Below are 24817 nucleotides of genomic sequence, written 5' to 3' on the forward strand. Positions count from 1 at the left end.
GGGCCTGACCACCGAGGAAGAGAAGAGCTTCCCGATGGATACCCAGCACCTTAGCGCGCCCCCGTGTGCCCAGCCGCTGAATCCGCGCGGCATCACCCACCTCAACGCCCCGCACACGACCCGCTTCACGACCGTCGGCAACCACCTCGCCCAGCACCGGCAGCTCTCCCTCACCGCGATCGGCCTGGCCCTGCACATCCAGTCGCTGCCCGACCAGGCCCGCGTCGACATCAAGACCCTCGCCGACCGCTTCCCCGAGGGCGAGACCCGTATCGCCGCAGCCCTGCGCGAGTTGAAGGCCCACGGCTATCTGGCCCAGGTCCGCAAGCGCCTCCCCAACGGCCGCGTCGTCACACACACGGTGTCGTACAACCAGCCTCACGCCCAGCACCCCGGACACGGCCCCGCGCCCGCCACGCCCACGGCGGCACCCCGGCCGGCGTCCGACGACGTACCGCCACCACCGCTGCCCGCCGATCCAAGCATCGAGAACGAGCCGACGACGACCCCGGTGCCCCCGAAGGCCGCCAAGCCGCCGCTGCCAGAGCCCCGAACACCCGATCTCGACCGCCACCGGACCGCCACCGCCCTGCTCACCACACTCCACCACCTCGACCCCCGTCTCCTCCTCTCCGAGCGCGCCGTACGCCACCTCTCCCCCGCCGTCGCCGCCTGGCTCGAACGCGGCGCACGCCCCGAAGCCGTACGCCTCGCACTGACCACGGATCTGCCCTCCCCTCTCCGTAATCCGGCCGCCCTCCTCGCCCACCGCCTCACGGAACTGCTGCCGCCACCCGCCCCGGCGACAGCACCGCCGCCGCGCGGCGACGACCGACCAGCGCCTCCTCCTCCGTTCCACAGCTGCGAGGGCTGCGAACGCGCGATCCGAAGTCCCCAGCCAGGGGCCTACTGCCGCGACTGCCGCGATGGGGGCCTCAGTACGCCCTCGGCAGCTTGAACTACCGCACAGCAAAAGCGACTTCAAATGTCAGAGCGGCGTTTTAGGGTGTTCGTCGTGACAACAGATCTGTTTCTCCAGATTGTGCTCCTGGAGGGCGCCGACGCCGAAGTCTGGTACGAGCGGACTGGGGAAACCGGCACTACGTGATCGCGGCGAGCACCCGTGCGGTTCTGGAGGACCACGCCTGCGCCGCGTGCGAAGGCCCGCTGAGCCCACGCCCAACGCGCCTGCAACAATGCCAGCTGGCCGATCAAAGCCGTTAAGCGAGCTTCCCAGCCTCGGGCTGACCGCCATGGCCACTGTCCTGTTCTACGGCGTCCTCGACCAGTCGCCCTTCGAGACCCCGCCGGATCCCGTCACCCTCCGACCCGGAGAGCGGCTCGATGCTCTGGACGACGCTCAGCCAGTCCAGCAGTAAACACCCATGCCGGTTTCGTCAACCGAGCGAGCCAGGTCCACAAGCCTCTGCAAAATATCCAGGGCAGCGGGGAGTTCGATCTCCACACCGTTGGCCGACTTCTCGCCAACCCACCAAAGGGCCAGTTCACGGATCTCAGAACTCGAAGACGAAATGAGCGAACTCAAGAGTTCATCGGAGAGTCGGAATACCATGGGACCATCATCAATTTCCGCAACCACCTCAGGGAGATCACTCTCCACCAGCGATTCAAATGGAACTCCAGTCAGACTGGACTCCCAATCCAAGAGCGCCTCCTCCGCATCGAAATTTCCGAACCCTGCGGCCCTGAGCGACGAACCCGGACCGTAGTTCAGGGCGCCAGTCGCCCCTTCTTCGCTTGCTACGAAAAACTTCACGATACTGCTCACCGGATCGCCCTTCTTTGCCATATGGAGGCTTGCATTCAAGGGAGACGGCTGGGCTGCCCCACTATTGAGGCGGCCCAGCCGGAGTGCCTTGTCGTTGCAGGACAGAGATCCGATAGGAATCTATCGGGCTACTGCCAGAGGATTCCGACTCCTGGACCATACTTGGGACCGTAGTCGAATACGTGCTGACCCCACATTCGCTGGGTAGTCAGATCGTACCAGCCGACACCCGGAACGCTTGACCCCGTGTTGACCCAGTCCGGGCCGGGCATTCCGCTCGGCGTCGAAAAGAGCTCACTCAGCGCTGAATCGTTTCCAGCAAGCTCTTTTACGCGCGCATCAAGAATGTTCCCCTTGATCGTATTGGCTCGACTCGGCCGACGGGCGATTCTCGTAAGATCCTTCGGGGAAAATCCAATAGTTCCCGAATTCCATTCAGAGAGTGCAGTATTCGCATGGTCAAGGAGTCGCGAGGCCAATTGATCTGGATTTGCTATTTCGCTGCCATGCATGTCGACGGCGCGGGCATTGTCGCCGGATTCGACCGCGTCCTCGCCGGCGTCCGACGCCCTGCCCGCGTCCTTCTCCGCCGACTTCGCCGCCGACTTCTCCGTCGCCTTGGCGGCCGTCTTCTTCTCGACCGCCTTGGCCGCCTTCTCCCCGGCCGTCTTGACGACCTTCTTCTCCACAACCTTGGTCGTGGCCTTGACGGTCGTCTCCTTGGCGGTATTCACGGCCGCCTGTTCCGTGCTCTTGAACAACAGACTTCTGCCCAAGGCCAGCTCGGCCCTGGTCGCTATCAGGTACGGCTCTCCCTGGCCGCGGGTGACGACCAGCATGGCGACCGTGGCCGAGGTCATCAGGCAGGCGCTCAGGGTGGGGTTGGTGTAGCAGGTCACCGCGTCCGCGGCGCCGGAGTACTCGTAGACGGCGTTCGGGACGGCCTTCGTCGCCTGCCAGGCCTTGTGCCTGATCTGGGACCAGCTCCAGAACTCGCCGTTCGGGTCCTCCTTGGTCACCGGGCTGTTGTCCGCGTACGCGTAACCGCCCAGCTGCAGGAGGTCGGAGAGGTCCATCACCGGGTCGATGGTCGTGAAGCGGCCCGTCACCGGGTCGTAGTCCCGCGCGCCCAGGTGGATCAGGCCCGTGCTGGACTCGTCCGCGCCGCCGATGTACGTCCTCGAACCAGCCCAGGAAGCCGCGCCGGCCAGGTCACCGCGCAGGTTGCCCCACGCGTCGTAGGAACGGGACGCGACCGCCATCCCTGACGCCAGCTTGATCTGGACCGTGCCCGTGCCCTGGGTGTTGCTGATCTGCGCGGCCAGGGTCGGGGCCGAGGTGGCACTGGAGGTGTAGCGGACCACCGCGGGGGCGCCCGCCTGCGCGTAGGTGCGCACAGCCCTGGTGGAGGTGTTCGTCTGGGAGCCCCAGACCTCGGTCTCCCCCAGATACAGCGTGGTCCAGCCGCCGGTCGTCTTCGCGATCCGGTTGCCGCCCGCGTCGTACAGGTACGACGTGCTCGCGGAGAGAGCGAACTTCTGCGTCGACGCGCTCGCCGTGCACGCGGCCAGCGTCAGGTCTGTGCCCGCCGTGGTCGCCGGGGCGTTGAGGCAGAGCTTCGAGGCCGCGTTGTAGAACGTGCCGTCGGAGCGGAGCGCGAAGGACTGGGTCGTCGCGTCGGGCACGCAAGTCTTGAGCGTGATCGCCGAACCGGACGCCGTGCCCGCCGCCGTCACGCACTTGCCCAGCACGGTCAGCTTGCCGCCGTTCGCGCTGAACTTCTGCGCGGGGCTGCCGTTGCAGGTGTAGATCTGGATGACCGTGCCGTCAGCGGTCCCGGCACCGGCGTCGTCCAGGCACAGGCCGCCCGGTCCGGTGACCGCTCCCTTGCCCGCGCCGAAGCCGGACACCGAGGTCAGCAGACCCTCGCCGTCGTACACGAAGGACTGGGAGTCACCGTTCATCGTGCGCGTGGCGGTGCGGCCGGCGTCGTCGAAGGTGGCGGAGTTCGTCTCCGTGACCGTCTTGGTGCCGGAGTCGGCCGGGGTGACCGTCGTCCTGGTCCAGCCGGTCAGGGTGTTGGGCTGGCCCGTGTCGCCGTAGGCGTACGAAGTGCCGCCGTCCAGCGCCGTGTTGAGGGCTCCGGTCGAGGTGCGCTGGGTGCTGTGGTCGGTGACCGTGGTGCGGTTGCCGAGGTCGTCGTAGCGGTACGACTGCCAGTACGGGAGAGAGCCGTAGGCCGCCGTGCCCGTCGCGATCGTCGAGGCGGAAGGGGCTGTTCCCACTCCACCCGACGCGATCGCTTGCGCGTCGGACGCCTTCCAGGTGGCGCCCGCCGAGTCCGTGCAGCTCTTCGCCGTGGCGCCGGTCCAGGCCTCGACGAGCTGGCCCCGGGCGTCGTACGTGAAGCACTGGTTGTCCCAGGTGGTGGTCGCCCCGGACGTCGAACCCGTCGCCACCAGGCTGGTGTTGCCCGTCTGGTCGTAGGCGTAGGCGGTCTGGGAGACCAGTCCGTTCGCCGTCTGGGTGGCGGCGTAGGCGTGGACGAGCAGGCCGGTGGGCTCGTCGTAGAGGGCGCTGGTCCACACCCGGTAGGGGTTCTCACCGGTCGTGGTGCGGGTGATCTGGCCGTACGGGTTGTAGATCGCGCCCGTGGTGTACCAGTCCCAGCCGGAGGTGGAGACCGGCAGGTCCTGGGCGTTGTAGCGGGTGATGATCTTCTCGGCCGTGGCCATGCCGCCGGGGGTGGCGGGGAGGGTGGCCGACTGCTGCTTGCCGGTGCGGGTGTAGGTGTACGCCCAGTGGTACGAGCCGGAGAGGTTGTTCGTGGTACCGGTGATCGCCGGGATCGTGACGTTCTTGCCGGTGAGCTGGCCCTTCGGGGTGTAGCCCGTCGCCTCGGTGATGATGTCGCCGCTCGCGGTGCCGGGTGTGGTGTGGCGGACCGAGGTCGCCGGGCGGCCGATGCCGTTGGTCGCCGTGTCGTACGTCCACTCCGCCGCCGGCAGCGTCGCGGAGCCCACCGTGAGCGAGGTCTGGCGGCCCAGGGGGTCGTAGCCGTAGTGCAGGATCTTGCCGGTGGCGTCCTTGGTCTGGGTGACGCGGTCCTGGTCGTCGTACCAGGTCCGGCCCGTGCCCGAGTCGGGGTCGGTGTTGGTCAGGACACGGTGGCGGGAGTCGTAGGTCCAGGACCAGATGTGACCGGCCTTGTCCTTGACCTGGGTGCGGTTGCCCAGGGTGTCGTAGGTGGTGTCGGTGTAGGTGTTCGCGCTGCGGTCGGCGTTGGTGTACGTGATCTGCTTGACCCCGCGGCCGAGGGCGTCGCCGATGGTCTTGGTGGCGGTCGCGCCGGTGGGCGGGACGACCAGGACCGAGGCGTCGGTGTCGCTGTAGGTGGCCGTCGTGGTCGCGAACTCCGCGTTGTGGTGCAGGGTGACCGACTTGACCGGACGGCCCAGACCGTCGTACGTCGTCTTCGTCGAGTTGGGGATCGGCTGCTGGCTGGTCGGCAGGTGCCAGCTCTTCGCAGGCAGGCCCGTCGTGTAGTAGCCGTTGTCGGTGCGGGCCGCGTTGCCGTGGTCGTCGTAGCGGACCGAGGCGACGATGCGGCCGAGGCCGGTGGCGTCCGGGGACTGGGTCTGGACGGTGCGCATCAGACCGTCGTAGAAGGTGACCGAGTCGCTGTACGTGCCGTTGTCGCGCAGGCTGCTGGTGATGACGCGGGTCGGTGTACGGGATCCGAGCCCGTACGTGATCCTCGTGGTCGGGAGAGCGTCGTCGTCGCCGGGGAGCCAGCCGGTGGTGAGGCGACCGAGCAGGTCGTAGGCGTAGCGGGTGACGCTGCCGTTGGGGTCCTTGGTGGTCAGGGACAGGCCGCGGGCGGGGTCGATCGAGGTGACCGTCGCCTGCTGCTTGGCGTTGGTGAGGGTGGTGCCGGTGACGACGTAGACACTGCTGCCCGGGGTGTAGGCGGTCCCGGTCACCTGGCCGCCCTGGGTGACCTTGGTGGGCCTGCCGTAGTCGTCGTAGGCGGTGGTGGAGCTGGTGACGCTCGCGGTGCCGTCGCCGTTGAGGGCCTTCTCGCTGGTGGCGTCACCGAGCGCGTTGTAGCCGGTGCTGGTGTCGGAGACGACCTTGGCGGTGGCCGCGGTCGTGACGTCGTCGCAGTCGGTGGCCGTGGTCAGGATCCGCCCAGGCAGGCCGTAGAGGTTCAGCGACGCCTTGTTGTCGTACGTCGTGAGGGTGCAGGTGGTGTCGCCGGTGACCGGGGCCGTGTCAGCGGGAGACGCCAGAGTGACTGTCGAGGCCTCGCTGAGCCTGGGCAGACCGTCGCCGTCCACGGCGGTGGTGGTACGGGTGCCGCGCCACTTGCCGTTGTAGGCGGTGAGGTCGTCGACGCGCTTCATGTAGGTGCTGCGGGCGACCAGGTCGCTGTCGCCGGTGCGGGCCCGCCGGGCCGTCTCGGTGCTCGGGCCGGGCAGGGTGATCACGCGGCTGTGGGCGGCCGCCGCGCTCTCCGCGGAGAGGTAGGTGACGGTCTCGGCGGCCTGGCCGGCGTATTCGTCGGCGTCGTCGGAGCTGAGCGTGGCGCCGGTGTCGTCCTTGAGGGCCTTTCCGGAGCCGCGCAGGTAGTACGTCGTGTTCTTCGAGCGGGTGGCGGCGGCGCCGTCGGGGTCACCGACCTGTGTCGTGACGTAGGCGTATCCGCGCCAGTCGCTGTGGGTGCGCTGCGAGGGCTTGGTGAACTCGGCGTCGCTCTTGCCCCAGTTGCCGCCGCCCCCGTAGGTGTAGGTCGTGACCAGGTCGGGTGAGGCGAGCGCGGTCTGGGTGACCACCGTGTCCTGCTCGGCGACACGGGCGACGGTGAACTTGTTGAACCAGGACAGCGGCGGGTCCTCGACGCTCTCGTCGGGCGACCAGTGCACCGGGTAGCAGGCGGCCGTGTTGTCGGCGATGTCGGTCGTGGCGGGGGCATAGGCGCAGCCCTTGTTGTACTCGACGACCGTCTTCTTGCCGTTCTCGTCCGTGATCCCGGTGATGCGCGGGTGAATGTACGTCAGTTCGATGTCGCCGCTGTTGTCGCGCACCCGGTTGGGCAGTGCGGTGCCGTCGAAGGCGACCACGGGCAGGACCTGGCCGGGGGCGTCGTCCGGGTCGGTGGTGTCGGTGTCGTAGGCGCCTTGCTGGATCCCGGACAGCCACAGGCCCGGAGAGGTCTGGTACCACTCGCCCTTGAATGCCTGGCTGAGCGTCCACTCGTCGATCGGGTGGAGGGTGCTGGTGCCGTCGCGGTGGGCCCAGGTGACCACCTTCGCCAGTCGCTTGCGGGTCCAGAAGGACGGGAAAGCGGGGCACTGCTTGGAGGTGGCCGTCTTGCAGAGCAGCGTGCGGGGGGTGTCGTACCAGACGCGGGACTTCTCCGGGTCGTCGGAGGTGAAGTCGTCCGCGTCGCACTTGCCGTTGTTCGCGTTGAGGCAGCGCTCGTCGGTCCGGAACTCGACCTTGGCCGCGGGGACCGCGTCGAGGTCGTCCTTGTTCAGGCCGTACTCGATGCTGAGCGGGTAGGAGGCGCGGGCGTACTTGACGGCCGTCTTGGTCGCCTTGTTCTTGGCGTAGTAGTTGTATTCCTGCCGGTGGTTGACGACCATCGCGTTGCCGTGCAGGTCGACGACCTCGTCGAGCTGCCAGGCCCAGGCCTGGTCGCAGGAGGAGTCCTTGAAGGCGTCCGCGTGGCAGGGTTCGTTCGGGTCGTTTCCGAAGACGGGGACGGTGGAGACCGAGTCGGTGTCGGCGTGCCCGCCGCCGACCTTGTCCAGGCCGAAGTAGTACTTGGTGCCGTCGCGGGTGGTGGCGATCCAGTACTCGCCCTTGTCAGCGGCGTCGCCTCCGTCGCCGTTGTCGGCACCGGTCTTCCGCTCCACCTTGGTGCCGTCGTCGGAGCGCGGGTGCCACTCTCCGGTCGTGTCGTCGCGGACCAGTTCGACGGTGGTGCCGCCGAGGCTCATCACCGCGTTCCAGGAGGCCCAGCACAGGTCGCCGGTCTTCTTGGCCTTGCCCTTGTTGTTGGCGTTGGCGCCGTCCTGGTCCTGGCCGCAGCCGCGGTACGACCGCTCGATGTGCCCGGTCTCGTACGACCAGCCCTCACCGATCCAGGAGGTCTGCGGGTTGGCGGAGGCCGTCTTGCCGTCCACCGCCTGGGAGTTGTACGAGAAGGCGATGGTCGGCGTCGGGCCGGCGGAGACGGGCGGGGTGTCGAGGGCGTAGGTGTAGGAGAAGCCGCCGGACGACGAACCGGCCGCCCAGGTGCCCGCCGAGGACAGCGGGGTGGCCCGGAAGGAACCGCCGCCTCCGTTGCCGGAGTCGCCCACGCCCAGGATCCCGCCGGACCCGGCGGAGGCGGCGGCGCTGACGGCCTTCGCGGAAGTGCCGTGCCAGACGGCCGACTGGACACTGCCCTTGGTGAGAGCCGCCGCCGCGTCGGACGTGGTGGTGCCGGTCGCGGTGTCGGCGGCCATCGGGGTGGACAGGTCGAGGGTGGCCTCGACCTTGCTGGCGCCCAGGTCGGTGGCCTCGTTGCCGTCCGCGTCCGTGGTCGTGGCGTCGGGCCGCTGGTCGGCCGAGTCCTCCAGGGGCTCAGGGGTGGCGCAGGCCTCGTTGTCCGGCTGGGTGAGGAAGCACTCGGGGTAGCGGACCAGCTGGAGACGGTCGGACCACTGGGCGCCGAAGTAGTTCTTGAAGTCGGTGGCGTCGATCTGGACCTTGGCGGGCGCCGGGGTGGTGTCACTGGTGGTGATCTGCATCAGCAGGCCGTTCACGCCGGCCGCGGCGGTGTCGGCCTGGCTGAGCACGTTCACCGACCAGGTGCCTGTGGGCTGCTGAGCCGTGTCGGCGGAGGCGGCACCGATCTTCACCGGGACCCCGCCGTCGACCTGGACAAGCCCGTCGGAGGCGGCGGCCAGCTTCTCCGGGGTGACGTCGGCGGTGCCGTCGGGACCGGCGGCCGGGATGGTGGTGCTGCCGTCCGGCGGGTCGGTGTCGTCCTGGGCCTGGTCGATCCCGTACTGGCGGGCATAGCCGTCCAGGGACTGGTCGGCGCCGTCCACGGGGTCGGTCGCCGGTACGTCCACCACGGCAGCGACATCGTCGTCCGGGGGCGGCTCGGCGACCGCCCTGCCGTCCAGCACCCCGACGGACAGGGCGAGCGACAGCAGCAGGACACCGCCGGGGGCCATCACACGGCGGATGCCTCTGTGCCAGCGCGGACGTGATCGACCGAACACGAAAGGAACCCCCCGGTGGGCGCGGCCGGGAAGTCACCCCGGTCGGCGGTGCGGACGAAGCCGTAAGGAAAATGTGAGGAAACCAAGAAGATGATCAGCCGGGATTATTGGCCACCTGTGCACTTACGCGCCAGAGTGTTCGACCTTGTGTGGCATTGATCACTGACGGAAACATGACAAGAAGGCCCAACTCCGGCCAGATTGCAGGCAATTAAAGCTGGAATAAGGCACTCCCGCGCCCTTGTGCGGCAACAGCCGCCTCGAAGCTCTTGTCCAGCCCCCCTCATCCCTTCATGATCTCCACACGTCCTCCCCGTGTCCCGGCAGAGACCACCGGATCGCCCGAGCGGGAGGGCCGTTCGCATGTCGCCACCGTCAGAGGGGAAACGGTCCGGTGTCCTCCGCTTCTTGGCCGGGCAGGCTGAGTCAACGTCATCTACGCCTGCTCGCGGCCCTGTTGGCTCTACTCCTGGCCGCCGCGACCGCCTGGGCGCTGTTCCCGGCCCACGACCCGGACGGCAGCGGGACGGCGAAGAACCCCGTCACGCCCCACCCCCGCACGGAGCCCGAGGCCCGCGCCCTGGCCAAGCACAGCGGCCGGCCGGTCGAGGTGGTAGCCGCCCGCACCGCGAAGACCACCACCTGGGCCAACCCGGACCGCACCCTGACCTCCCGGATCCACGTCATGCCGGTACGCGCCAAGGTCGACGGCCAGTGGCGGGCCATCGACCCGACGCTGCGCCGCAGGTCCGACGGGAACTGGGCGACGACGGCCACGACGACACCGGTGGTGCTCTCGGGCGGGACCAGGAAGAAGGCCACGTCTTCCGGTGTCAACCGGGCCTCCTATATCCGCCACGCAGCGGACACCGAGGACGTCACGAGCACCCTCGCCACCCTCACCACAGCCGACCACACCATCCACCTCACCTGGCCGGGCCCGCTCCCCGCACCCGAGGTCGAGAGCAACGAGGCTCTCTACCGCGAGGTCCTGCCGGGCGTGGACCTGGTGCTGGCCGCCAACGACGGCGGCTTCTCCGAGGTTCTCGTCGTCAAGTCCGCCGAGGCCGCCGCCAATCCCGCGCTGAAGACCATCTCCTACGGCCTGAGCTCGCCGGACCTGACGCTGAAGCTCGACTCACGCAGCGGATCCATCCACGCCTACGACGCCGAGGGCAACGACGTCGCGGCCACCCCGACCATGCTGATGTGGGACTCGGCGGGCAAGGACGCCACCAGCGACAACCTGACGCACGGCGACGGCGGCCCCGACGACCCGGATCCGACGCCGAGACCCACAGCAGATCAGAGTGGACCGGCCGGCCCGAGCACAGAACCCGAGGACGACGCCGACGCCGCCGCCCGGCGCCGGGCGGCCGAGGACGAACGCGCCGACACCGACTTCGACGACGCCTCCCCCGAGCCCACCGCGACCACGGAGACCGACGGTGACGCCACGGCGTCCGCCTCCGCCCCCGCCTCCGAGCCCGATCCGGCGGTCACCCAGCCCGCAGGCGACGAGGACGCTGTCGTGGTCCCCACCACCACCGCGATCGACCGGGAGATCCCGGGCCTGGCCGGCCCCCAGCCCGGCACCCACACCTCCCGCCTCGACCCCTCGCTCGCCGCCGACGGCACCATCACCCTCACCCCGGACCAGGAACTGCTGACCGGGGCGAAGACGACGTACCCCGTCTTCATCGACCCCAGCACCAACACCGACGCGGGCAACTGGACCACCGCCTACAAACGGGGCTCCTGGGCCACCGCCACCTTCTTCAACGGCCGCGGCTTCAACAAGGGCACCAACGAGGCGCGCGCCGGTTACGAGTCCGACACCTTCGGCAGCAGCCGTTCCTTCTTCACGATGGAGTGGCCGGAGAAGGTGCGTACGACCTCCATCAAGGAGGCCACGCTCAACATGAAGGAGACGTACGCCTGGTCGTGTTCCAAGCGGGACATCGAGGTGTGGCGCACCGGTGACATCGACAAGAAGACCAGCTGGTCCAATCAGCCCGGCTGGAGCGACCACCTGGACACCAAGTCGTACGCCAAGGGCTACAAGAAGAGCTGCGCGGCCGGGAACACCGTCTTCGACGTCAGGAGCGCCGCCCAGTACGCCGCCGACCAGAGCCTGACCCACTGGACGCTGGGTCTGCAGGCGGGCGACGAGGACGACCAGTTCGCATGGAAGAAGTTCCAGGCGACGAACGACAACGCGGGTCCGAGCATCGACGTCACCTTCAACACCAAGCCCAACAAGCCGAGCAAGCTCAAGATGAGTCCGGGCAAGTGCACCACCACCCCGCCCTACGTCACCATCGGCGACAACGACCAGATCACCTTCTCCGCCGCTGTCTCGGACCCCGACGGCAAGGACGACCTGGACGTCATCCACCTCACGCTGAAGAACACGACCACCGGCACGGTGTACAACCGGGAGGAGACCGCCTCGGGCAAGAGCACGGCGAGCGTGGTGTTCGACAACACCGACTCCAGCGGCAAAAGCGTCCTCAAGGACGGCACTTACTCCTGGAACGTGTACGTCAAGGACGATTTCAGACCGACAGCGGCCCAGTCCTCCACCAGCTACACCTGCTACTTCAAACTCGACACCGTGGCCCCGAAGACGCCGAAGGTGACTTCCACCGACTTCGACGAGGCGGACGGCGACAACGACAGCGGCGAGGACCAGTGGTCGAAGGCCACGTTCGGTCAGTCCGGCTGCATGACGTTCACCAACTGGATCACGGACAAGGTCAGCCAGTACGCCTACAGCTGGAACAGCGAGTCGTACGACAAGACCACCAAGATCGCCGACTACAACAGCTGCACCACCAAGGCGGGCGAGGTGATCACCGGCAACACCATCACGTCGGTCGTCTCCGTCACCCCACCGCTGGCCGGCCCCGCCATCCTCTACGTCAAGGCCCTCGACGCGGCCGGCAACGAGTCGGTGACCCCGAACGCGTACAAGATCTTCGTGAGCCCGAAGGACCATGACGAGGCCGCCGGCGACATCACCGGTGACGACAAGCCGGACCTGCTGACCATCACCGAGAGCACGGACGAGGACGGCGTCGTCCACGACGACCTGCGCGCCTATCCGTCCGGCACCAAGGGCGACCTGTTCATCGGCATGTCCCCCTCCTACGGCACGACCACCAAGAACACCGCCTACGCCGACGGCTGCACCCAGACCATCAGCTGGAAGGGCGCCCTGATCACCCACCTCGGCGACTACTACCCGGGCGACGGCCTCCAGGACCTGGTCGCACGTATGGGCGACGGCACCCTGTACCTCTACCCCGGCGACGGCTACGGCGGCTTCAACACCTGCGCCCGTCTGCCGCTCCTGCTGCCCGCCAAGGGCACCGACAGCGGCGGCGCGAGCGTCGACGTCCCCGCCCCGTCCGCCTTCGACCAGATCCTCTCGGCCGGTGACGTCACAGGCGACGACCGCCCCGACCTGTTCGTCACCGCGGGCACCCAGTTCTGGGTCTTCACGGGCTACACCGGCGCTTCCTTCTCCGGCGCCCGGCTGCTCAACGACGGCACCTCCTGGCCCAGCCGGGACCTGGTCACCGTCTCCGACATCACCGGCGACGGCATCGCCGACCTGCTCTACCGTTCCACCAGCGGCCGCGCCCTGCTGCGCCAGGGCAAAGCCGATTCGGCGGGCAAGGGCCTCGACGTCCTCTCCCTCGCCACCGCTGCCGCCTCGTCGACCGGCATCGACAGCGAGTACGCCGCGAGCGGCTGGTCCCCGACCGACATGCCCCGTCTGCTCGGCGTTCCCGACGTCACGGGCGACGGCATCCCCGACGTCTGGGCCCACATGGCCGACGGCAGCGTACGGCTGTACTCGGGCGGCAAGTCGGTGGTCGGCGGCTACACGGCGGTGATCGGCAACTGGACGGGGAAGCTGGCGTTCGGCTGAGACGCCGGGGGCGACAGCGAGCCCGTCGCCCCCGGCCCCTGCTCAGCGCACGTCCACGTGATCCCCGCCGCTCGTCGCGGAGCCCGTCGTGTCGTTGCCGCCGTACGACCGAGGCCACGTGCCGTCCTTCGACGCGGTGACCGTGGTCTTCAGAGCGCCGGCGCTGCTCGACGTGACCTTCTTGACCGTGGCGAATCGCGGAACTGGAGGCCGACCGAACGGCCGCCGTAGGCGCCGTACTTCTTGGTCCGCCAGTTCGCGCGGGTGAGCTTGCCGGTGACGGTACCGCCCGGGCGTTCAGGAGGCTGAGGGCCAGGGCCCCCACGAGCGCGACTCCGGTGGCCGTACGTCTGCCAGTGGTCACCTGATCCTGACTGTCGCTCGGCCTACGGCCAGTCCACCAGCGCCGCGAACACCCCGTAGACGCATGGCACCATCGCCGGCGCGGCGAGCGCGAGCCCCACCCGGCGGGCCGCGTTGCGGCGCTCCCACGGCAGGGCCCAGCCGGCCGCCAGCAGGAACAGGGCGATACCCAGGCCACCGAGCAGTACCGGGAAGGCGAGCCCGAAGCTGGACTCGAAACGGTCCGCCTCCGGACCCGCGCAGGAGTCGCACGCCATCACGGAGAGCCCGCCGAAGACATAGGCGGCCAGACACGCGGGCAGGGTGAGGAGCGTCGAGAGCAGCGGGGCGACCCAGGCACCGGTCGCGCGGTCGTCGTCGAGCGTGAGGTCCGGCATGGGTCCATCACATCGCCCGGCGCACCCCGTCGCATGAGCGTTCGTACTCAGGTTCCCCGAGCTGTCGTACGGGTGGTTCAGACCCCGGCGTTCCGCAGCCGCGCGAACGACGTGTCCAGCCCCCGCTTCAGCAGCCGTGCCGCCGGACGCTCCACGAACCGTTGCACCAGCCAGCTCAGCACCATGAACCCGGCGATGACGCACACGATCAGCAGCCGGGCGTCCATCGTGTCGCGCAGGCGGTTGATGATCGCCGTACCGGCCGCGTAGTGCATCAGGTACAGCGGATAGGTGAGCGCGCCCGCCGTCACCAGCCACTTCCAGCGGATGCGGTCCGTGGCGCCGAGGGCGATGGCGACCATGGCGAGCAGGAAGACCGTGAAGATCAGAACGCTCCCCCGCCATCCCGATACATGCTCGACCTCGTCGATCCGGATGCCCAGTTCCCGCTGGCCCATCAGCCAGGCCATCGCGAGGATGCCCCACAGCAGCAGGTCCTGGCCGAAGCGGTGCATCAGGTAGAGGGACAGGCCCGCGATGAAGTACCAGGCGCCCTCGGGGTTCGCGACCAGCTCCAGCAGGGGCAGCTCGGAGATCGGGGCGAGCATGGCCGCGGCGCCCCAGACACAGCAGAAGACGACGACCTTGCGGTAGGTCAGGCCGGTCCACACGACGACCAGGAAGAGGAGGTAGAAGCGCAGTTCGGACCAGAGGGTCCAGTAGACGCCGTCGACGTTCATGACGCCCGAACCGGACTGGAGCATCGTGATGTTGAGGAGTACGTCCCGCATGCGCAGGCGGTCCCAGACGCCGGGCAGCAGCGTCAGGACGGCGGTCGTGAAGGCGATGGCGAACCAGTAGGCCGGGTACAGCCGGATCACCCGTGACGTGAAGAACTGCCTCGGGGTACGGCCCCAGCAGGACATGCAGATCACGAAGCCGCTGATCACGAAGAAGATCTCGACGCCGATCCAGCCGTAGGAGGAAAACCGGAAGACCGTCGGCATGATGTCGGACACCGGCCGGTCCCAGATGCGGTTGCCGGGCTGGTCGACGCGGTGGGTGCCGGCGTAGTGGTGCATGGCGACCATGAGGGCGGCGAGGAGCCGGATGCCGTCGATGGCGTAGAGCCGGCGTCCGGCACGGTCGCGTACGGCGGTGCGGCGTGCGGCGCGAGTGGGCTGCTCCGGCGGGCCGGGCACGGTGAGGGGCGGAAGCGGGCTGCCGCCGACGACCCGTCGCGGTATCGACGTCCTGCTCTCCGCGTCCTGTATCGACACCTGCGTGTCCGTCCGTCCTCGCGAGGGAATCCCGGGCCGGGAGTGGCCACCGGACGCCTCAGGCTACGACCCTCACAACCACCCCACAGCGACCAGACACGAACATTCCTCCCAGGGGCAGCGGGGAGTTGCCGCAACCCTCGCCGAGCCGTCCCCGGGAGTTCTCCGAGACTTCACCCGCCGGCGGGGCAACCCGAAGGGGCCCGTACGACCGAAGTCGTACGGGCCCCTCAGAGACCTGCAGATCTACAGACCTACCGGGTCAAGATCAGGCGTTGATCTTGGTGACCTGGCCGGCGCCCACCGTGCGACCACCCTCACGGATGGCGAACTTCAGGCCCTCTTCCATGGCGATGGGCTGAATGAGCTCAACCTTCATCTCCGTGTTGTCGCCGGGCATGACCATCTCGGTGCCCTCGGGGAGGGTCACGACGCCGGTCACGTCCGTCGTACGGAAGTAGAACTGGGGACGGTAGTTGTTGAAGAACGGCGTGTGACGGCCGCCCTCGTCCTTGGACAGGATGTACGCCTGCGCCTCGAACTCGGTGTGCGGGGTGACCGAACCCGGCTTGATGATGACCTGGCCGCGCTCGACGTCCTCGCGCTTGATGCCACGGAGGAGCAGACCGACGTTCTCACCGGCCTGGCCCTCGTCGAGCAGCTTGCGGAACATCTCGATACCGGTGACCGTGGTGGTGGTCTTCTCGGTCTTGATGCCGATGATGTCGACGGTCTCGTTGACCTTCAGGACACCACGCTCGATACGGCCGGTGACGACCGTACCGCGACCGGTGATCGTGAAGACGTCCTCGATCGGCATCAGGAACGGCTTGTCGACGTCACGCTCGGGCTGCGGGATCGCCTCGTCGACGGCGGCCATCAGGTCCAGGACCGTCTGGCCCCACTCCTTGTCGCCCTCGAGCGCCTTCAGCGCCGAGACCTTGACGACCGGCAGGTCGTCGCCCGGGAACTCGTACTCGGAGAGGAGCTCACGAACCTCGAGCTCGACGAGCTCCAGGATCTCCTCGTCGTCCACCATGTCGGCCTTGTTCAGGGCGACGACGATGTAGGGAACACCGACCTGGCGGGCCAGGAGCACGTGCTCCTTGGTCTGCGGCATCGGGCCGTCGGTGGCGGCGACCACGAGGATGGCGCCGTCCATCTGCGCCGCACCCGTGATCATGTTCTTGATGTAGTCCGCGTGACCGGGGCAGTCGACGTGGGCGTAGTGACGCGTCTCCGTCTGGTACTCGACGTGCGCGATGGAGATCGTGATACCGCGCTGGCGCTCCTCGGGAGCCTTGTCGATCTGGTCGAACGCCGAGGCCTCGTTCAGGTCGGGGTACGCGTCGTGCAGCACCTTGGTAATGGCGGCCGTGAGGGTCGTCTTACCGTGGTCGATGTGACCGATGGTGCCGATGTTGACGTGGGGCTTAGTCCGCTCGAACTTCGCCTTCGCCACGGGGTCCTCCTGTGGAGTGGTTCTGAACGCCTTGCTTCATCGGCGCCAGGTGATCTTTGCTGGAAAGCCTCGGCCCGGGGGCATTCCCCCACGAACGGGGGTGAATGCCCCTCCGGGCTCCGGAGTCAAGCCTAAAGCGTGCGAACGCGGTGCGTTACTCGCCCTTGGCCTTCGCGATGATCTCCTCGGCGACGTTCCGCGGAACCTCGGCGTAGGAGTCGAACTGCATCGAGTAGCTTGCGCGACCCGAGGTCTTGCTGCGGAGGTCTCCGACGTAGCCGAACATCTCCGAGAGGGGCACGAGGCCCTTCACGACGCGGGCACCGGCCCGCTCCTCCATGGCCTGGATCTGGCCACGGCGGGAGTTGATGTCGCCGATGACCTCACCCATGTAGTCCTCGGGCGTGGTGACCTCGACGGCCATCATCGGCTCGAGCAGCACAGGGCTGGCCTTGCGCGCGGCCTCCTTGAAGGCCTGCGAACCGGCGATCTTGAAGGCCAGTTCGGAGGAGTCGACCTCGTGGTAGCCACCGTCGATCAGCGTCACGCGGACGCCGGTCATCTCGTAGCCCGCGAGGATGCCGAACTGCATGGCCTCCTGCGCACCGGCGTCCACCGACGGGATGTACTCCCGCGGGATACGGCCACCGGTCACCTTGTTCACGAACTCGTACGCCGGGCCGTCGGCCTCGGTGATGGGCTCGATCGCGATCTGCACCTTGGCGAACTGACCGGTACCACCGGTCTGCTTCTTGTGGGTGTAGTCCACCCGCTCGACGGCCTTACGGATCGTCTCACGGTACGCGACCTGCGGCTTGCCGACGTTGGCCTCGACGCGGAACTCGCGCTTCATACGGTCGACCAGCACCTCGAGGTGCAGCTCGCCCATACCGCCGAGGATGGTCTGGCCCGTCTCCTCGTCCGAGTGGACGTGGAAGGAGGGGTCCTCCTCCGCGAGACGCTGGATGGCGACACCCAGCTTCTCCTGGTCACCCTTGGACTTGGGCTCGATCGCGACCTGGATGACCGGCGCCGGGAAGTCCATGGACTCCAGGATCACCGGCTGCTTGTCGTCGCACAGCGTCTCACCGGTGGTGGTCTGCTTCAGGCCCATCACGGCGACGATGTCGCCGGCGCCCACCGCCTCGATCTCCTCACGCTTGTTCGCGTGCATGCGGTAGATCTTGCCGATGCGCTCCTTCTTGCCCTTGACGGAGTTCAGCACCGCGGTGCCAGTCTCCAGGCGGCCCGAGTAGACCCGGACGAAGGTGAGCTTGCCCAGGTGCGGGTCGCTCATGATCTTGAAGGCGAGCGCAGACAGCGGCTCGTCGACGGACGGCTTGCGCTTGACGACGACCTCGGGGTCCTTGACGTCGTGGCCTTCGATGGCCTCCACGTCGAGGGGGGTCGGCAGGTAGCGCACGACCGCGTCGAGCAGGGGCTGGACGCCCTTGTTCTTGAACGCGGTGCCACAGAACACCGGGGTGACCGTGACGCCGTTGGACTTGCCGGACGCGATGGTGACGCGACGGATCGCGGCGTACAGCTGCTCCTCGGTGGGCTCCTGGCCCTCCAGGAACAGCTCCATGATCTCGTCGTCGTTCTCCGCGACGGCCTCGACCAGCTTGCCGCGGTACTCCTCGGCGGCCTCGGCGTGCGTGGCCGGGATGTCGACGACGTCGTACATCTCGCCCTTGGCGGCCTCGGCGGACCACACGAGCGCCTTCATGCGGACCAGGTCCACAACGCCCTTGAAGTCCATCTCGGCACCGATCGGAAGCTGCATGATCAGCGGTACCGCACCGAGGCGGTCCTTGATCATGTCGACGCAGCGGTGGAACTCCGCGCCGGTCCGGTCGAGCTTGTTGACGAAGCAGATGCGCGGCACGCCGTAACGGTCGGCCTGACGCCACACCGTCTCGGACTGCGGCTCGACACCGGCGACACCGTCGAACACCGTGACGGCACCGTCGAGCACGCGGAGCGAACGCTCCACCTCGACCGTGAAGTCGACGTGACCCGGGGTGTCGATGATGTTGATCGTGTAGTCGTTGTCCTCGAGCGGCCAGTGACAGGTGGTGGCAGCAGAGGTGATCGTGATGCCACGCTCCTGCTCCTGCTCCATCCAGTCCATGGTGGCAGCGCCGTCGTGGACCTCACCGATCTTGTAGCTGACGCCGGTGTAGAAGAGGATCCGCTCGGTGGTGGTCGTCTTGCCCGCGTCGATGTGGGCCATGATCCCGATGTTGCGGACCCTGGCCAGGTCAAGTGAAGTGGTAGCCATAAGGCTTCGGTCTTCTCTCGGTCTCGATGGGGGTAGCGACTACCAGCGGTAGTGCGCGAAGGCCTTGTTGGACTCGGCCATCTTGTGGGTGTCCTCGCGCTTCTTCACAGCGGCACCGAGGCCGTTGGAGGCGTCGAGAAGCTCGTTGAGCAGACGCTCGGTCATGGTCTTCTCGCGACGGGCGCGGGAGTAACCGACCAGCCAGCGCAGGGCGAGCGTGTTCGCACGGCCCGGCTTGACCTCGATCGGGACCTGGTAGGTCGCGCCACCGACACGGCGGGACTTGACCTCGAGGGTCGGCTTGATGTTCTCCAGCGCGCGCTTCAGCGTGATGACCGGGTCGTTGCTGGTCTTCTCGCGCAGGCCCTCCATGGCGCCGTACACGATGCGCTCGGCGGTGGAACGCTTGCCGTTCAGCAGCACCTTGTTGATCAGGGAGGTGACAAGAGGAGAACCGTAGACCGGGTCGATGATGACCGGGCGCTTCGGGGCGGGGCCCTTACGAGGCATTTTCTACTTCTCCTTCTTGGCGCCGTAGCGGCTGCGGGCCTGCTTGCGGTTCTTGACACCCTGGGTGTCAAGCGAACCGCGGATGATCTTGTAGCGAACACCGGGCAGGTCCTTCACACGACCGCCACGCACGAGCACGATGGAGTGCTCCTGCAGGTTGTGTCCCTCACCCGGAATGTAAGCAGTGACCTCGATCCCGCTGGTCAGACGCACACGCGCGACCTTACGCAGGGCCGAGTTCGGCTTCTTCGGGGTGGTCGTGAACACACGCGTGCAGACGCCACGACGCTGAGGGGAACCCTCGAGTGCGGGCGTCTTGTTCTTCTCGACCTTGTCCTGCCGGCCCTTCCGGACCAGCTGCTGGATCGTAGGCACTACTTCTCCGGTTTCTGTGTGCCGATGGTGAAGCTAACCTGGAACGTCGCCGACCCACGCGGTCGGGTGTGTCGAATCCGGCGAACTTCCGCCGCGAGGCGAAAGGGAGCGCAGATTACGGTGGCCGCTTACAGCTCGACATGCGGTTGAAGGCACGCACGAGAGCCAGGGCACACCCCAGGCACAAGGTCTGAGCGTACCTAGCTCATTCGCTGCGGTCAAAACAAATGGACGGCGACAACATCTCCGGGCCGACGGTGTCAAGCCCCTACGCCGTGGACGATCTTCGATTTCATCAACCGCACACACCGGAGCACGGCGGTCCGCCCGCTCACCCGGAGGCCAGACCCACCGCAAACAGCAAGGTCACCAGCACCGACCACGCGGCGATGGACAGCCAGCCGAACACCAGCCCGGTCAGCGCGAGGCCGTCGCCGCCCTCTCCCGTCCGGTCCATCTCCGCCCGCGCCGCATGCCCGAGGATGACCGCCGGAATGCCGGTGAACCCGAACGTCGGCACGCACAGCAGCCCGCACACGGCGGCTCCGACCGCCTTGCCGTTCGCCCGCGGCCGCGGGGCGGGCAGAAACGTCCGCGGTACGGCGGTGACGGGCGCCGGCTGCGGCACGGGCCCGAGCGGCAGATCGGAGACGAGCAGCGCCAGCTCCCCCACCGTACGGGCGCCGTAGGCCCGCTCCACCCGCTTGTCGAACTCCTCCTTCTCCATCCGCCCCTCCCCGTACCCGGCCCGCAGCACGTCGACGGCGCGCTCACGGTCGGCGTGGGAGGCGAGCATGGCGGAGGCGTAGGCGTCGGGCTGTGGGGCGGCGTACCCGGGCCAGGGCCGCGCGACAGGGGCGTCCGCACCGGACCAGGGGCGCATCGCGGAGGCGTCCCGGCCGGGCCCCGGCCACGGCGCACCTCTGCCCTGCCCGGCGCGCGGCACACCACTGCCCGACGACTCGCCCTCGCCTTCCCAGGGCCGCCACGACGAATGCGACACGGAGCACCTCCCGAACCCCCGAGATCCCTCCATGATGCGGCATTACGCGCCTTTGTCGACGGTACGTGCACCGGCCGCGGCGACCGGTTGACGCCCGCCCCGCCCCACCGCGGGTCCAAAGCGCCCGTCCACACCCGCTTTCCGGGCCGCCGGCTCCCGCCACGCCGAAGGGCGGCCACCCCGTACGAAACGGGGTGACCGCCCTTCAGTGGTTCAGCCTTCAGTGGTTCAGACGCAGGTCCTACTGGTTGTACGGACCGTAGTCGTAGTCCTCCAGCGGGACGGCCTGGCCGGAGCCCGTGCCGAAGGGCGAGTAGTCGATGTCGTCGTAGCCGACGGCCGAGTACATCGCGGCCTTGGCCTCCTCGGTCGGCTCCACCCGGATGTTGCGGTAACGGGACAGACCCGTACCGGCCGGGATGAGCTTACCGATGATGACGTTCTCCTTCAGGCCGATGAGGCTGTCGGACTTGGCGTTGATCGCCGCATCCGTCAGGACTCGGGTCGTCTCCTGGAAGGAAGCGGCCGACAGCCAGGATTCCGTCGCCAGCGAGGCCTTGGTGATACCCATCAGCTGCGGACGACCGGAGGCCGGGTGACCGCCCTCCTGGACCACACGACGGTTCTCGGTCTCGAACTTCGACCGCTCGACCAGCTCGCCGGGCAGCAGCTCGGCGTCGCCGGACTCGATGATCGTCACACGGCGCAGCATCTGCCGGATGATGATCTCGATGTGCTTGTCGTGGATCGACACACCCTGCGAGTTGTAGACCTTCTGGACCTCGCCGACCAGGTGGACCTGGACGGCACGCTGACCCAGGATGCGCAGCACGTCGTGCGGGTTGGTGGCACCCACGGTGAGCTTCTGGCCCACCGTGACGTGCTCGCCCTCGCTCACGAGGAGTCGGGCTCGCTTGGAGATCGGGAACGCCGTCTCCTCGCTGCCGTCGTCCGGCGTGATGACGAGCTTCTTGGTCTTCTCGGTCTCCTCGATGCGGACACGGCCGTCCGCCTCGGAGATCGGGGCGACACCCTTCGGGGTACGGGCCTCGAAGAGCTCGACGACACGCGGCAGACCCTGCGTGATGTCGTCACCGGCCACACCACCGGTGTGGAAGGTACGCATCGTCAGCTGGGTGCCGGGCTCACCGATCGACTGGGCGGCGATGATGCCGACCGCCTCACCGATGTCGACCAGCTTGCCGGTGGCCAGCGAGCGGCCGTAGCACATGGCGCAGGTGCCGACATGCGACTCGCAGGTCAGGATCGAGCGGGTCTTGACCTCCTCGATGCCGTGGTGCACCAGCTGGTCGATGAGCACGTCGCCCAGGTCCACGTTGGCCGGCGCGATCACCTTGCCGTCGATGACGACGTCCTCGGCGAGCATGCGGGCGTAGACGCTGGTCTCGACGTCGTCCGTCTTGCGCAGCACACCGTCGGCACCACGCGTGGCGATCTTCAGCTTCAGACCGCGCTCGGTGCCGCAGTCCTCCTCGCGGATGATGACGTCCTGCGAGACGTCCACCAGACGACGGGTCAGGTAACCCGAGTCGGCGGTACGCAGGGCGGTGTCCGCCAGACCCTTACGGGCACCGTGCGTGGAGATGAAGTACTCGAGGACGGACAGGCCCTCACGGAAGGACGCCTTGATGGGACGAGGAATCGTCTCGTTCTTGGCGTTCGACACCAGACCACGCATACCGGCGATCTGCCGCATCTGCATCATGTTTCCTCGGGCACCCGAGTCAACCATCATGAAGATGGGGTTCGTCTTGGGGAAGTTCGCGTTCATCGCCTCGGCGACCTCGTTGGTCGCCTTGGTCCAGATCGCGATGAGCTCCTGCGTGCGCTCTTCCTTGGTGATCAGACCGCGCTCGTACTGCTTCTGGACCTTCTCGTCCTGAGCCTCGTAGCCCTTGACGATCTCCACCTTCGCGTCGGGAACGACGATGTCGGAGATGGCCACGGTGACGCCGGAACGGGTCGCCCAGAAGAAGCCCGCCGCCTTCAGGTTGTCGAGCGTCGCCGCCACGATGACCTTGGGGTAGCGCTCGGCCAGGTCGTTGACGATCTCGGAGAGCTGCTTCTTGCCCACCGAGTAGTCGACGAACGGGTAGTCCTCGGGCAGCAGCTCGTTGAAGAGCGCGCGGCCCAGGGTCGTACGCAGCCGGAAGGTGTCACCCTGCTGCCACTCGGGGTCGCCCTCCTCCTGCGCCGGCGGCGTCCAGCCACGCGGCGGGATGGTGCCCACCGGGAAGCGGATGTCGACCTGCGACTGGAGCGCGAGCTCACCGGCGTCGAACGCCATGATCGCCTCGGCCGTGGAGCCGAAGGACCGGCCCTCGCCCTTGGTGTCACGCAGCTCACCGTCGGTGGTGAGGAAGAACAGACCAAGAACCATGTCCTGGGTCGGCATGGTGACGGGACGACCGTCAGCCGGCTTCAGGATGTTGTTCGAGGACAGCATCAGGATACGGGCCTCGGCCTGCGCCTCCGCGGAGAGCGGCAGGTGCACGGCCATCTGGTCACCGTCGAAGTCCGCGTTGAACGCGGTGCAGACGAGCGGGTGGATCTGGATGGCCTTGCCCTCGACCAGCTGCGGCTCGAAGGCCTGGATGCCGAGGCGGTGCAGGGTGGGCGCACGGTTCAGCAGCACCGGGTGCTCGGCGATGACCTCTTCGAGGACGTCGTACACGACGGTGCGGCCGCGCTCGACCATGCGCTTGGCGCTCTTGATGTTCTGCGCGTGGTTCAGGTCGACCAGGCGCTTCATCACGAACGGCTTGAAGAGCTCCAGCGCCATCGCCTTCGGCAGACCGCACTGGTGCAGCTTCAGCTGCGGACCGACGACGATCACGGAACGCGCGGAGTAGTCCACACGCTTGCCGAGCAGGTTCTGACGGAATCGACCCTGCTTGCCCTTGAGCATGTCGCTCAGGGACTTCAGCGGGCGGTTACCGGGACCGGTGACCGGACGGCCACGACGGCCGTTGTCGAACAGCGCGTCCACGGCCTCCTGGAGCATGCGCTTCTCGTTGTTCACGATGATCTCGGGCGCACCGAGGTCGAGAAGGCGCTTCAGGCGGTTGTTGCGGTTGATCACACGGCGGTACAGGTCGTTCAGGTCGGAGGTCGCGAAGCGGCCACCGTCCAGCTGCACCATCGGGCGAAGGTCCGGCGGGATGACCGGGACGCAGTCGAGGACCATGCCCTTGGGGCTGTTGGAGGTCTGCAGGAAGGCAGACACCACCTTCAGCCGCTTCAGCGCACGGGTCTTCTTCTGGCCCTTGCCGGTACGGATGATCTCGCGAAGCCGCTCGGCCTCTTCGTCGAGGTCGAAGGACTCCAGGCGCTTCTGCAGCGCCGCGGCACCCATCGAGCCGTCGAAGTACGTGCCGAAACGGTCACGCAGCTCGCGGTAGAGCAGCTCGTCACCTTCGAGGTCCTGGACCTTGAGGTTCTTGAAGCGGGTCCACACCTCGTCGAGACGGTCGATCTCGCGCTGCGCACGGTCACGCAGCTGCTTCATCTCGCGCTCGGCACCTTCGCGCACCTTGCGGCGCACGTCGGCCTTGGCGCCCTCGGCCTCCAGCTCGGCCAGGTCGGTCTCGAGCTTCTTGGCGCGGGCCTCCAGGTCGGAGTCGCGACGGTTCTCGACCTGCTGACGCTCCACGGAGACGTGCGCCTCCAGCGAGGGCAGGTCACGCGTGCGGCGCTCCTCGTCGACGTACGTGATCATGTACGCCGCGAAGTAGATGACCTTCTCGAGGTCCTTGGGGGCGAGGTCGAGCAGGTAGCCCAGCCGCGACGGAACGCCCTTGAAGTACCAGATGTGGGTGACGGGAGCGGCAAGCTCGATGTGGCCCATCCGCTCACGACGCACCTTGGCGCGAGTGACCTCGACGCCACAGCGCTCACAGATGATGCCCTTGAAGCGGACGCGCTTGTACTTGCCGCAGTAGCACTCCCAGTCCCGGGTCGGACCGAAGATCTTCTCGCAGAAGAGTCCGTCCTTCTCGGGCTTGAGGGTGCGGTAGTTGATGGTCTCGGGCTTCTTGACCTCGCCGTGGCTCCACTGACGGATGTCGTCAGCGGTGGCCAGACCGATCCGGAGCTCATCGAAGAAGTTGACGTCGAGCACTATGCGTCAATCC

13 protein-coding genes and 1 pseudogene are annotated in these 24817 nt (G+C 67.6%); 3 read left to right on the forward strand and 11 right to left on the reverse strand.

Translation table 11 applies throughout. The annotated features are described in order from the left end of the window. Nucleotides 1–34: 34 nt before the first annotated feature. Nucleotides 35–958, forward strand: a complete 924-nt coding sequence (locus ACFYRX_RS04070; RefSeq protein ID WP_389096377.1) for a helix-turn-helix domain-containing protein — start codon at nucleotides 35–37, stop codon at nucleotides 956–958. Nucleotides 959–1253: 295 nt separating this feature from the next. Further along, nucleotides 1254–1379 carry a hypothetical protein gene (locus ACFYRX_RS04075; RefSeq protein ID WP_389096379.1) on the forward strand — a complete coding sequence of 42 codons (126 nt, stop codon included), beginning with the start codon at nucleotides 1254–1256 and terminating at the stop codon, nucleotides 1377–1379. On the opposite strand, the gene ACFYRX_RS04080 is transcribed toward ACFYRX_RS04075, so the two are convergent. After that, complete coding sequence (locus ACFYRX_RS04080; RefSeq protein ID WP_389096381.1) at nucleotides 1361–1789, reverse strand: hypothetical protein; 429 nt, start codon at nucleotides 1787–1789, stop codon at nucleotides 1361–1363. The genes ACFYRX_RS04075 and ACFYRX_RS04080 overlap by 19 nt on opposite strands. Before the next feature lie 128 nt (nucleotides 1790–1917). After that, entirely contained in the window at nucleotides 1918–9021 is a 7104-nt protein-coding gene (locus ACFYRX_RS04085; protein WP_389096383.1) for a ricin-type beta-trefoil lectin domain protein, read from the reverse strand. A 442-nt stretch (nucleotides 9022–9463) separates the two neighbouring features. Between ACFYRX_RS04085 and ACFYRX_RS04090 the strand changes: the two genes are divergently transcribed. After that, nucleotides 9464–13009, forward strand: coding sequence for a hypothetical protein (locus tag ACFYRX_RS04090; protein WP_389096385.1), 3546 nt, complete (start codon nucleotides 9464–9466; stop codon nucleotides 13007–13009). 42 nt (nucleotides 13010–13051) lie between these two features. Here the strand turns inward: ACFYRX_RS04090 and ACFYRX_RS04095 are convergent. The 9 genes and pseudogenes from ACFYRX_RS04095 to ACFYRX_RS04135 all read right to left on the reverse strand — a co-directional run. Next, nucleotides 13052–13293 (reverse strand): annotated as a pseudogene (locus tag ACFYRX_RS04095) (hypothetical protein); the annotation flags it as partial. Between the two features lie 102 nt (nucleotides 13294–13395). Continuing rightward, complete coding sequence (locus ACFYRX_RS04100; protein WP_389096387.1) at nucleotides 13396–13749, reverse strand: hypothetical protein; 354 nt, start codon at nucleotides 13747–13749, stop codon at nucleotides 13396–13398. A gap of 77 nt (nucleotides 13750–13826) precedes the next feature. Further along, the gene (locus ACFYRX_RS04105) at nucleotides 13827–15029 is read right to left on the reverse strand and encodes an acyltransferase family protein (protein WP_389096389.1); all 1203 of its coding nucleotides are present in this window, start codon (nucleotides 15027–15029) and stop codon (nucleotides 13827–13829) included. 268 nt (nucleotides 15030–15297) lie between these two features. Next, nucleotides 15298–16491, reverse strand: a complete 1194-nt coding sequence (gene tuf / locus ACFYRX_RS04110) for an elongation factor Tu (RefSeq protein ID WP_389096391.1) — start codon at nucleotides 16489–16491, stop codon at nucleotides 15298–15300. Nucleotides 16492–16645: 154 nt separating this feature from the next. Further along, the gene (gene fusA, locus ACFYRX_RS04115; RefSeq protein ID WP_389096393.1) at nucleotides 16646–18775 is read right to left on the reverse strand and encodes an elongation factor G; all 2130 of its coding nucleotides are present in this window, start codon (nucleotides 18773–18775) and stop codon (nucleotides 16646–16648) included. Between the two features lie 39 nt (nucleotides 18776–18814). Next, complete coding sequence (rpsG, locus tag ACFYRX_RS04120) at nucleotides 18815–19285, reverse strand: 30S ribosomal protein S7 (RefSeq protein ID WP_005481264.1); 471 nt, start codon at nucleotides 19283–19285, stop codon at nucleotides 18815–18817. A 3-nt stretch (nucleotides 19286–19288) separates the two neighbouring features. After that, nucleotides 19289–19660 (reverse strand): 30S ribosomal protein S12, encoded by a 372-nt coding sequence (rpsL, locus tag ACFYRX_RS04125; protein ID WP_003948652.1) that lies wholly within the window; start codon nucleotides 19658–19660, stop codon nucleotides 19289–19291. A gap of 331 nt (nucleotides 19661–19991) precedes the next feature. Further along, nucleotides 19992–20456, reverse strand: a complete 465-nt coding sequence (locus tag ACFYRX_RS04130) for a DUF1707 and DUF4190 domain-containing protein (protein WP_389096926.1) — start codon at nucleotides 20454–20456, stop codon at nucleotides 19992–19994. A gap of 448 nt (nucleotides 20457–20904) precedes the next feature. Continuing rightward, nucleotides 20905–24804: a DNA-directed RNA polymerase subunit beta' gene (locus tag ACFYRX_RS04135; RefSeq protein ID WP_389096395.1), complete on the reverse strand. Its 3900-nt coding sequence runs from the start codon at nucleotides 24802–24804 to the stop codon at nucleotides 20905–20907. Between the last annotated feature and the right edge of the window lie 13 nt (nucleotides 24805–24817).

The organism is Streptomyces sp. NPDC005374, assembly GCF_042872225.1.
Classification (GTDB): Bacteria; Actinomycetota; Actinomycetes; order Streptomycetales; family Streptomycetaceae; genus Streptomyces.

Coding starts and splice junctions, on each gene's coding strand:
- ACFYRX_RS04130 (WP_389096926.1), bottom strand. CDS start 20,456: ATGCTCGCCTCCCACGCCGACCGTGAGCGCGCCGTCGACGTGCTGCGG.
- ACFYRX_RS04070 (WP_389096377.1), top strand. CDS start 35: ATGGATACCCAGCACCTTAGCGCGCCCCCGTGTGCCCAGCCGCTGAAT.
- fusA (WP_389096393.1), bottom strand. CDS start 18,775: ATGGCTACCACTTCACTTGACCTGGCCAGGGTCCGCAACATCGGGATC.
- ACFYRX_RS04075 (WP_389096379.1), top strand. CDS start 1,254: ATGGCCACTGTCCTGTTCTACGGCGTCCTCGACCAGTCGCCCTTCGAG.
- rpsG (WP_005481264.1), bottom strand. CDS start 19,285: ATGCCTCGTAAGGGCCCCGCCCCGAAGCGCCCGGTCATCATCGACCCG.
- ACFYRX_RS04100 (WP_389096387.1), bottom strand. CDS start 13,749: ATGCCGGACCTCACGCTCGACGACGACCGCGCGACCGGTGCCTGGGTC.
- ACFYRX_RS04085 (WP_389096383.1), bottom strand. CDS start 9,021: ATGGCCCCCGGCGGTGTCCTGCTGCTGTCGCTCGCCCTGTCCGTCGGG.